We start from the raw sequence: 11008 nt of genomic DNA on the forward strand, positions 1-11008 counted from the left end.
TTATCCACGCCGTGCAGTCCGGCGATTTTTTCCTGCAGCTGACCTTCTTCCTTGTAGGGATAGCGGTTGGCTTTGGCGATAGCCAGACGGGCCGCTTCTTGCCCTTTAGGCGACATCCCCAACGGGTTTTCATTGTAATTGATGCGAATCACCGACTCCGTGGTGGTATCGCCGCTTTTGCTGCCGGCGATAGACGAAGCCAGCGCCGATTTGTTCAGCCCTGCCAGCGCCAAACCGCCGAGTAACGCCCCTGAATATTTGAACATCTCACGGCGTTTTTGATTGATATGGGTTATGTCGCTCATGTGCCTGTGGTCCCTTATGTGAATATACACAACTTTACACAAGCAAAGGTTATACCAACCCTACACCAAAAATGTCGGGCTTAGCGCTGACAGGCTCTCGCCTGCCGTTGGGGAAGTGAATATGGGCGTGAGACTGGTACTGCGGCGTTTCCGCTGCCCTCATCAACACGCGCGTCCAAAGGTCTTTCGGTGGTCTCTTCTCAAAAACCAAGATGGTTAAAAATCAACCGCATGCACCTTAACCGATATCAGACTGCACTAAAAAAGCGCCGTCCCTCTTTACCATCCGGTTAACATCGTGTTAATTGCTTATCCGGATCATTATCCGCAGACACAACATACCCGCGTTTCGGCAGGGAAAAACTACTGATTTTCCGAGGGCACTATGACAATAAAGCGTTACCCCCATCTCGCGCACTGGGGCGCATTTACGGCCGTAGTGGAAGACGGCAGGTTGATTGGCTGCGAGCCGTTTGCCGCCGACCCCGATCCGTCGCCGATGCTCGACAGCATCGTGCCGCTGGTCTATTCGCCGCAGCGTATCCGCAAACCCGCCGTCCGCCGTTCCTGGCTGGCTAAACGGGAAAACAGCGACACGTCGCTGCGCGGCAAAGAGCCGTTTGTGGAAGTGGACTGGGACGTCGCGCTGGATCTGGTGGCCGACGAAAACCGCCGCGTGCGCGATCGCTACGGCGCCGACGGTCTGTTCGCCGGTTCTTACGGCTGGTCCTCCGCCGGGCGCTATCACCACGCGCGCTCGCAGGTGCGCCGTTTCTACTTCTCCGGCGGCGGTGCGGTCGATCAGGCGGGTAACTACAGCTGGGGCGCGGCGCAGTTCTTCCTGCCTTACGTCATCGGCACCTTCCACCCGCTCACCGGTAAAGTCACCGAATGGCGCAGCGTGGCGGACCATTGCCAGTTGTTCATCGCCTTTGGCGGTCTGGCGCTGAAAAACGCGCAGGTGGCCTCCGGCGGCGCGGGGCAGCATACGCTGAAAGTCGCGCTGGAAACGCTCAAGGCCCGAGGCATACCGGTCATCAACATCAGTCCGATGCGCGACGACTGCCCGGCGTTCGTCGATGCGGAATGGATACCGATTCGCCCCAACACCGATGTGGCGCTGATGCTGGCGTTGGGGTTCGAAATTCGCCGTCTCGGCGCGGACGATCGGGCGTTTCTGGCACGTTACTGTGTCGGCTACGACGCCCTCAGCGACTACCTCGACGGCCGCGCTGACGGCACGCCCAAAACGCCGGAGTGGGCCAGCGCCATCACCGGTATTCCGGCCGAACGGATTGCGCAGCTCGCGAAGCAGCTCATCGGCGTGCGCAGCTTTATCACCTGCTCCTACTCGGTACAGCGCGCGCATCGCGGCGAACAGCCTTACTGGATGATGATCGCCCTGTCCGCCATGCTGGGTCAGGTCGGCCTGCCCGGCGGCGGTTTCTCGTTCGGACATGGTTCGATGAATAGCGTCGGCAACGAGCGGATCGCCACGCCCGCCCCGGCCTCGCCCTCTGTGCCGAATCACGGCAGTATCATTCCCGTCGCACGCATCGCCGACATGCTATTGCAGCCGGGCCAGCCCTATACGTTTCAGGGTCAGACGCATACCTATCCGGATATCCATCTGATCCACTGGGCGGGCGGCAACCCGTTCCACCATCACCAACAGCTCAACCGACTGGTGGAAGGCTGGCGCAAGCCGGATACCGTCGTCGTGCAGGATATCGTCTGGACGCCCGCCGCCCGCATGGCCGATATCGTATTGCCGGTCACCACCACGCTGGAACGCAATGACATCGGCGGTTCGTCGCGCGATCGCTACATTTTCGCCATGCATCAGGCCATTGCGCCGCAGCATCACGCCCGTAACGACGTGGATATTTTCAGCGAGCTGGCGCAGCGTCTGGGCTATGGCGACGCATTCACGCAGGGCCGCAGCGAGCGCGACTGGCTGGCGATGATGTATCAGCAGTGCCGTGAACGTCAGGGCGAGACGGGGCAAGACTGGCCGGATTTCGAGGCGTTCTGGCGTCAGGGTTACGTCGAAATTCCGATGGACGATAAGCCTTTCGTCTTCTTCGAAGCGTTCCGCGACGACCCGGAACAGCACGCGCTGAAGACCCCCAGCGGCAAAATCGAACTGTTCAGCGAGACGCTGGCGGGCTACCGCTACGACGACTTTGGGCCGCATCCCGAGTGGCGTCCGCCGGTCGAGTGGCTGGGGGCCGACTCGGCGCAACAATGGCCGCTTCACTTTATCTCCATTCAGCCGTCGGACCGGCTGCATAGCCAGCTCGGCAGCACGCCTCAGGTCGCCGCCAACATGACGGCCGGACGGGAGACGCTCTATATGCACCCGCAGGATGCGGCGGCGCGGAATATCGCCGACGGCATGCAGGTCGAGGTCCATAACGCGCGCGGACGCATTTACGGCGGGGTGAGAATCACCGACGGCGTCACGCCGGGCGTGGTGATCATGTCCACCGGCGCATGGTTCGATCCGGGCTGGGAACAGAAGGAGTGGGACCCGGTGGAAAGATCCGGCAATGCCAACGTGCTGACGCTGGATATCGGCACCTCTTCCCTCACCCAAGGCCCCAACGCCATGAGCTGCCTGGTCGAGGTGGTCGCCGCGCCGGAAACCACCACGGCCTGACGTCCTCATCGACATCAACGGCCCTCGCAACGAGGGCCGTTACTCTTTTTTGCCACGTCCCGGCACTCATCACTCATTTTTATGGCATCGAATGGTTCCCTCGTCGGAGACGGCTCCGTATGCTGTCTCATCACCGGTGAAGGTATTGCCGGACATAAAACCAACAGAGTAGGTACGACATCGACAGGAGCTAGGGATGACATCAGGAAAATGGCGGTTGGCATTAAGTTTATCGGGAATCCTCACCGTAGGACCGACCTATGCGGTCTCCATTCCGGCCGTAGAGGCGAAACAGGGAATGGTGGTGAGTTCGCAGCATCTGGCTTCACAGGTCGGCGTTGATATCCTGAAAATGGGGGGGAATGCGGTAGATGCGGCGGTCGCCGTCGGCTATGCCCAGGCGGTGGTGAACGCCTGTTGCGGCAATATCGGCGGCGGAGGCTTTATGACCCTGCATCTGGCGAACGGTAAAGACACCTTCATCAACTTCCGCGAAACCGCCCCGGCGGCGGCCAAAGCCGATATGTATCTGGACGCGGAAGGCAAAGTGAAGCCCGGCGCCAGCCTGTATGGCTATCTGGCGGTCGGCGTGCCCGGCACCGTGATGGGGCTGGAAACGGCGCGTGAAAAATACGGGACGATGAGCCGTCAGCAGCTGCTGGCGCCCGCCATCAAACTGGCTCGCGAAGGGTTTATCCTCAACCGCGGCGACACCGATATCATGAACACCACCGTCAAACGTTTCCGACAAGATCCGGAAGCGGCCCGCCTTTTCCTGCGCCCGGATGGATCGCCGATGCAGCCGGGTGACCGGCTGGTGCAAAAAGATCTGGCCCGCACCCTGCAAAGCATCGCCGATCGCGGTCCCGACGCCTTCTATAAGGGAGAGCTACCGCGCAAAATCGAAGCGGCGGCGAAAAAAGGCGGCGGCATCATCACCGCTGCGGACTTCGCCCGCTATACGGTCACGGAAACCACGCCGATTAGCTGCACCTATCGGGGCTACAAATTCATCTCTTCCCCTCCGCCGAGCTCCGGCGGCGTCACGCTGTGCGAAACGCTGAACATTCTGGAAGGATACGACCTGAAAAGCATGGGCTTTAACTCCGCGCAGGCGATCCACACGGTGACCGAGGCGCTGCGCCACGCCTATATGGATCGCAATACCTATCTGGGCGATCCCGCGTTTGTACACAACCCTGTCGACCGTCTGCTGAGCGAAACCTACGCCGCAGAAATCCGCAGCAAGATCGAGCCGGAGAACGCCACGCCGTCGACGCAGGTCGCGCCCGGCACGGAACCGCATGAGAAACCGGAAACCACCCACTATTCCATTGTCGATAATCAGGGCAATGCGGTGTCCACCACCTATACCGTCAACGGACGCTTCGGCGCCGTGGTGATCACCCCCGGCACCGGCTTCTTCCTGAACGATGAAATGGACGACTTCACCGCCAAAGTCGGCGAAAAGAACCTCTACGGTCTGGTTCAGGGGGAGCGGAACGCCATCGCGCCGGGCAAACGTCCGCTGTCGTCCATGAGTCCGTCGTTGGTCACCAAAGACGGCAAAATCTTCCTGGTGCTGGGATCGCCCGGCGGTTCGCGCATCATCAGCATTACGCTGCAAGCGGCGTTGAATATTATCGACTTCGGGATGACGCCGCAGGAAGCGGTGGATGCGCCGCGTATCCATCATCAGTGGCTGCCGGACGAGGTTTATTATGAACGCCACGGCTTGTCCGCCGATACGCTGAAACTGCTGACGGAACGCGGGTATAAGATGATCGAACAAACGCCCTGGGGCGCGGCCGAACTGATTATGGTGGGTCTGCCCGGTATTCAGGGCGTAGAGCCTGCCAACTCAGGCAACGACTCCGCCGTGTCCGATAAAGTACGCGAAGGATATCTGTATGGCGCCAATGACTCGCGGCGACCGGCGGGTTCGGCGGTAGGCTACTGAACAGTAGTAGCAAAACGTTGATGGCGCAGAGACCGCGCATTGCCAAACGGCGGTCTCTGCGTAGATTGAGCGAGGCTTAACGATTACTGCAGCAAAACGCCCTGAATCAGGCTAGCTTTCACCACGTGAACTTCCGCTATATCAAGCGCCTCCATGAAGCCTTCAACCAGCAGCAGATTCGTCACGTCCGTGGCTTTGTATTTGCCCTGTAGCTGCGAGTCGTCCATATGGCTCTTTTTACCGATGATGTTCTTCAACTCTTCCAGACGATAGCTGTTACGACCCGTGCCGAGCTGACCGGAAATGGAGTAGCTGTGTACGCCGCCGATACCGATGACCAGCTTGCGCGCGGCGGCAAGACGGATCTCGGGCCGGACGTGCGTCGTCGCGTAGAAACGGACAAAACGCAGGATCATCGGCAGCTGATCGCCGACCGGATTGGGTGAGGAGACCGCCCGCAAATCCTTGTTCTGGAAGACATCAATGACCATGTCCTTCAGGCTGACCGCCGCCAGCTTACCCAGATAGACCACCGGCCGCAGGTGTCCGTTGATCGGCTCGAAGCTGGTCATCTGCATGGAGCCGCCGCCGATGTCCCACACCAGAATGTCGCTATTGCTCAGCGCGGGTTGGTTCAGCGTGGCTTTCGCGGACATAAATCCCAGCAGCGCTTCCTGCTCCTGGCTAAGGACTTTGATGGACAGTCCGGTGTTGCGCTCGAAGTCGGCGATGACCTGCTCACCGTTGCTGGCGGAACGAAAAACCTCCGTCGCCACGCCGCTGATACGGGTCGGGTGCCACTGATTCACCGCATGAAGCAGCGACTGCAACGTCGCCAGCCCTTCGTTGGCAATCGCCGGGCTCAACTCGCCGTTGAGGGAACGCGCCAGATCCGCGTTGTAACCTACCGGTTGTTCGTTCTGATACAAGATATTGCCGAGTACGCCGTGGCAGACGTCCACCTCTGCGACCATCGCTTTAGTGGTGCCGGAGCCGATGTCGAACCCGGCACGGGTTTCAATACAGTCTGAAGCCTGTACATAACCGATACTCAAAAAAAGGCCGGCAAGTGCCAGCAGGCTGCGTGTAGCTTTTATCATGGTAGTCCCTTGATCTCGGCCGTTCCCACTGCCAGAAATAGCGCCCAACGCTGCGCAAGCGTTTCAGCCATACTGAACGGGATCTGGGATACGGCGCGATGGTTATAATTGTTTTGGATCCCCAACGGGGAGCATGTCAGGTCGCACAGCGCTCTCATGAATACGAGCGTGGCAGGCCATTCATCTTGCGCCATTGCGAACACATTGTGTGATGACGTCACCGTGACATACCGTCCCGAAGGCCGCCTGACGGGGGAATCACCGTCCTACGGCCCCCGTAAGCGCGCCCATAATGCGATATGGCGGAGAGCGGGTCAAATTCCCGTTGTCATCATGCAGACAAATATCGGCGGGCTCAATCGTCTTTTTTTACAATCACTTAACCAGAACCACGCTATTTTGAAACGCGCCGCTCGCCGGCTGTTTGGCAACACGATATTAAAAGCATAGAGGAAAACCCCGCCCTCGTCACTGCACGGCACGCCCGGTATCACTGGCTTAAAACCCACCGGAAAGAGGATGATTCTTCGCCAGCGCGGCAGGTTGCGAAACTTGCCTTATTCAAGGATCTCACCTATGATTTCATCGAATTGAGAATGAGCGTTCATTCTCAATTTACGCAAAATAACGTGGCAATACTTATCGTGCCTTATTATTTATAGACCGCAGCCTACTCTAGCCGCGTGTCGGTCGGAGCCAACCATGCCGTCAGAAACACCAAAACATCAACATTTCCGCGAGCGGCAAGATCGCATCATCGCCGCCGCGCGCCAGTGTTTTCGCCGGGCAGGCTTTCACGGCGCAGGGATGGCGGAAATTGCCCGCGTCGCTGAACTGAGCGTCGGGCAGATTTACCGCTATTTCACCAACAAGGATGCGATTATCGAGGAGATGGTTTACCGCATCGCGGAAGCCAGGATCGCGCCGCTGGAACGAGATTTGAACCACACCGCGCGCATGCCGGACATTCTGGTCGGCAATGCGCCCTACGATGAGGTGTACCACTACAGCGACGACAACGCATTGATGTTGGAAGCTACGGCCGAGGCCAGCCGTAATCCGCGTGTGGCGGAGATCCTCAAAGCCGCCGACGCACGTATCTTCAATCAGGCCTGCCTGATGCTGCAAAAACGCTATCCTCGGCTTTCCCAGGCGTCTATCGCCGCACGAGTAGAACTGATGGCCGCGCTGGTGCAAGGCACTTCCACGCGCTCGCTGTTGGCGTCTTCCGCTCCGCGGGCGGAATTACATCAGCTCTATCAACACATCATCACACTGCTTTTTTCGGAAGATGAGGCTTTATGAAAACCCACTCCCCTACCCGTCTTGGCTATGCGCTGATGCTGGGTTCGCTGGCCGCACTCGGCCCGCTGTGTACCGATTTATATCTCCCGGCCCTGCCTCAGCTGACGACCGAGCTCAGTACCAACACGTCTACCGCGCAGCTCAGTCTGACCGCCGGACTCCTGGGACTCGGCGGCGGCCAGCTGATTTTTGGTCCGCTCAGCGATGCGCTCGGCCGAATGCGTCCCCTGCTGTTTTCACTGGCGCTGCTGCTGGCTACATCGATATGGTGCGCCCTAGCCACCGATATCCATCAGCTGCTGGCGGCGCGTCTTTTACAGGGGATTGCTGGCGCTGGCGGCGCCGTCTTGTCGCGCGCGGTGGCCCGCGACCTGTACGCCGGACATGAACTGACCCGCTTTTTCGCCTTATTGATGTTGGTGAACGGGTTGGCGCCGATCTTTGCGCCAGTGCTGGGCGGTGCGCTAATGGGCCTCACCGACTGGCGCGGCATCTTCGTCGCGCTGGCGGTCGTCGCGATGCTGTTACTGCTCTTGTCGGCATTCAAGATGCGAGAAACGTTGCCGCAAGAGCGGCGAATTAGCGGCGGCCTGAGCGCGATGCTGTCGTCACTCGGCGGGTTGCTGCGAGAACGTCAGTTTATGGGAATGTGTCTGGCGCAAGGGCTGTCAGGCGCAGGCATGTTCGCCTATATCGGCGCTTCGCCGTTCGTCTTACAGCAAATCTACGGACTGAGTCCACAGACCTTCAGCCTGTGTTTCGCCCTGAACGGTATCGGTCTGATTATCGCCGGACAGCTGTCCGCGCGCTTTAGCCGAAATCACCAGGAAGAGCGCGTGCTGCGCGTGGGGTTGACGATGGCGGTGCTGGCCTCTGCGATACTGCTCGTCGCCGGTCTGACGCAGGCGTCGCTGATGTGGATTCTGGTGCCGCTGTTTTTCGCCGTCGCGATGATCGGTGTGATTGGTCCCTGCGCCTCCGCGCTGGCAATGCAAAGTCAGGGAAATCAGGCGGGGAGCGCGTCAGCGCTGATTGGTCTGAGTATGTTCGCGCTGGGGGCGTTGAGCGTCCCGTTGACCGGGCTGGCGGGCACCAGCGCCACGTCGATGGCACTGGTCATGCTTGGGTGTTATGGGCTGGCGGTGCTGTCTTACGTGCTGCTGGTCGTTAAAAACCGAGCGGCCTAAAGCGCTCCGCCCGACAACGCCCTGCTGACAGGGCGTTGTCGGCTTCCCTTTCCGCGTTTCAGATAGCGCTTTCCGGGAACAGAAAGGGATTGATACTGCTACGAAAGAAACCTTCTTCTTCCATTCTGATATCCAGCACTAGCGAGGCCAAATCGTCCGCCACCGCTTCCACCCGGCAGTCTTTCTCCTGATAGAGCAGTTTGATGTAGGTGCCGCAATCGCCACAGCTTTCCGTTTGATGAGACGCCATATTATCGTCATCCAACGACCAGTAACTTAGCTGTTCCGACTGTTCGCAGTTGCTGCATTTCACGCGCGCCATGTGCCACTCTGTTTCACACAGGTTGCAGTGCAGGTAACGCAGGCCGCTTTCCGCCCCCATGTGTACCACGCCGGACACGGGAATGCCGCCGCAGACCGGACAGAACTGGCGATGTTCGCCCTCTTCCGGGAGCACCTGACCGGGCAGTTGGCTGGCCATTTGCGCCCAATACAGCGACAACGCGGCCCACACGAACGGCGCTTTGTCATTGCTCTCGGCGCTAAACGACTGGCTGAAGAGCGCATCGGCCAGCGCTTCCTTCTCCGGTCCAGACATCTTTTCCAGATTTTCCAGCGCGCTAAGAATCTGGCCGCTCATCTGCGGCTTTAACTCTTCAATCAACGCTTGCAACAGCGTGAGCCAATGCGCATCGCGCCGAAAATGCGCGGCATCCAACGGCGGCTGTCCGCCGGTTTGCACAAGGCGTGTGAAGTCCATCGCCAACGGATGGTCGTGTTGAACATGCTGCTGCGCTTCCACCACCTGAGCGGCAAACGTCAGGTAGTCGCCCAGCGGGTGGTTATCCGCCAATAGACGCAGCCGTTCGGCGCGGCCGCTGTACAGACTTTTCAGATTGGCGAACAGCAACGACGGGACCGTTCCCAGTGTGGACGTCGCCGCCTCGCCTGCTGGCTGTTCCTGAGGAACAATATGAATACTCATCAGGGTTCTTTTCCGGTTGTAGTGACAGTGACGGACTGGCCGTAATCAGCCAGAACGACGCGCTTCCAAGGGGAGTATACCCCACCTGCGATATTCGTTCCCCGCGGCGCCGGCCGCTGGAACAATCCGGTGCAACATAGACCGTATCGCTTTAAGTGTAGGACGAATTTACCTTTTTAACCGTTTTCGCGTGGCGGTGAGGGTTTTGTGGCGCAGAAGCGTCGTGCGGAAGGGATATTGTCGCGGTGCGGTCGTCGTCAGCGGGGAGGCATTTCACTCCCCTGCCAAACCTGCGCGTGTCGTCGGAGAGACGTTCAAAACATTGCCTATTGAGTCGGAGGGCTTTGCAGGCCGCGAATCGCTCACGGCCCATCGACAGAACGACGAGCCGGTGGCTCACCGCAGGCGAATCAGCCGAACATGCGCTCGAGATAGCGAGACAACATGGCGCGCGAGGTGAAACCGTGCGGGATGCCTATATAAGACGGTGTTTCAGACTCGGGGTCGAGCGGGAAGCGCTCATAGGCCGGACTGCTGCGCAGCGTTTCAGCGGGATGGGCGTATTTCAGACTTTTCGCCCCCTGACTGGGGTGGATAACCACGGCGGTACGCCCCATTCTGGCCTCGCGATTCACATAAACGTAGTGTTCGCCTTTGTAGAATCCATAGGCTTTGTCCGTCACGGTATCGCGAGTAAATCCTTCTTTCTCAAATACTTGAGCCACTTCATCAGGGCGTAAATACATCAATTGTCCTCCCTCTACGCTAATCTGAGGGAGTGACCATAACTCACTGAATTCGTAGGACAACCGGACTACTCCGAACCTGCCTCTGCCGCCGCGGCCCGCGACAACCGAGCCTGACGCACAAATTCCACCAGCAGGCGACGCGCCCAACGGGGTTCCTCCGGTGCCGTCAGCGTCGGCTGGCGATTGTTTTTAAGACAGGCGTTCATCACGCCCGCATCCATTTCCGGATGGAACTGGAAGGACAACGTCGTGGGCGAATAACGCAGGATCTGACAGCCATCCAGCGCCGATGACGCCAGCACCTGCGCGCCCGGCGGCGGTGTGACGACCGACTGAAGATGCGTCAGATAGGCGCTAAATTCCGTCGGCAGTTCGGACAGCAACGCATCCTGTGCCGCCGCCGGTTTGAGCGACACGGTTTCCAGCCCCACTTCTTTCCCCTGCGGATTATCGGTCACCGTTCCGCCCAGTGCATCCGCCAGCAGTTGGTGTCCGTAACACACGCCCAGCAGCGGCAGCTGTTCGTCCACGGCCAGCCGTAGCCACTCCCCTGTGCGTTCGCTCCAATCCAAGCGGTCGGTGACCATCGCCCACGAACCGGTCACTATCGCGGCGCTCAGCGCAGAGGGCGGCGGCAGCGTCTCATTCAAGTCGGGACGAACAATCAGCAGTTCGCCGAGTTTCAGCGGCGCCAGCGCGCTGCGAAACCAGTCCGACTGCTGGCCGACGTCGGCGGCGATAGGCGCAGGCGGTTC

Annotated in this window: 8 protein-coding genes and 1 pseudogene; 4 read left to right on the forward strand and 5 right to left on the reverse strand. The window is 59.4% G+C overall.

Annotation, left to right across the window (positions count from 1 at the left end):
• Positions 1–305: pseudogene (locus tag Q7O77_RS09080) on the reverse strand (histidinol-phosphate aminotransferase family protein); the annotation flags it as partial.
• 385 nt (positions 306–690) lie between these two features.
• Between Q7O77_RS09080 and Q7O77_RS09085 the strand changes: the two are divergent.
• Positions 691–2967, forward strand: coding sequence for a molybdopterin-dependent oxidoreductase (locus tag Q7O77_RS09085; protein ID WP_304166016.1), 2277 nt, complete (start codon positions 691–693; stop codon positions 2965–2967).
• A gap of 196 nt (positions 2968–3163) precedes the next feature.
• Positions 3164–4927, forward strand: coding sequence for a gamma-glutamyltransferase (ggt, locus tag Q7O77_RS09090; RefSeq protein ID WP_304166019.1), 1764 nt, complete (start codon positions 3164–3166; stop codon positions 4925–4927).
• Positions 4928–5010: 83 nt separating this feature from the next.
• On the opposite strand, the gene Q7O77_RS09095 is transcribed toward ggt, so the two are convergent.
• Positions 5011–6027 (reverse strand): Ppx/GppA phosphatase family protein, encoded by a 1017-nt coding sequence (locus Q7O77_RS09095; RefSeq protein WP_304166022.1) that lies wholly within the window; start codon positions 6025–6027, stop codon positions 5011–5013.
• Positions 6028–6729: 702 nt separating this feature from the next.
• On the opposite strand from Q7O77_RS09095, the gene Q7O77_RS09100 reads away from it, so the two are divergent.
• Positions 6730–7332 carry a TetR/AcrR family transcriptional regulator gene (locus Q7O77_RS09100; RefSeq protein WP_304166025.1) on the forward strand — a complete coding sequence of 201 codons (603 nt, stop codon included), beginning with the start codon at positions 6730–6732 and terminating at the stop codon, positions 7330–7332.
• Positions 7329–8519 (forward strand): multidrug effflux MFS transporter, encoded by a 1191-nt coding sequence (locus tag Q7O77_RS09105; RefSeq protein ID WP_304166028.1) that lies wholly within the window; start codon positions 7329–7331, stop codon positions 8517–8519. Before Q7O77_RS09100 ends, Q7O77_RS09105 begins: the two co-directional genes overlap by 4 nt.
• 58 nt (positions 8520–8577) lie before the next feature.
• On the opposite strand, the gene fdhE is transcribed toward Q7O77_RS09105, so the two are convergent.
• The 3 genes from fdhE to Q7O77_RS09120 form a co-directional block, all read right to left on the reverse strand.
• Entirely contained in the window at positions 8578–9504 is a 927-nt protein-coding gene (gene fdhE / locus Q7O77_RS09110; protein WP_304166030.1) for a formate dehydrogenase accessory protein FdhE, read from the reverse strand.
• 410 nt (positions 9505–9914) lie between these two features.
• Complete coding sequence (locus tag Q7O77_RS09115; protein ID WP_304166033.1) at positions 9915–10250, reverse strand: DUF2002 family protein; 336 nt, start codon at positions 10248–10250, stop codon at positions 9915–9917.
• A gap of 68 nt (positions 10251–10318) precedes the next feature.
• Positions 10319–11008: glutamine amidotransferase (locus Q7O77_RS09120; RefSeq protein WP_304166036.1), on the reverse strand; the 690-nt coding region annotated here is incomplete at its 5' end.

It is taken from the genome of Lonsdalea britannica (assembly GCF_946477055.1).
Classification (GTDB): domain Bacteria; phylum Pseudomonadota; class Gammaproteobacteria; order Enterobacterales; family Enterobacteriaceae; genus Lonsdalea; species Lonsdalea britannica_A.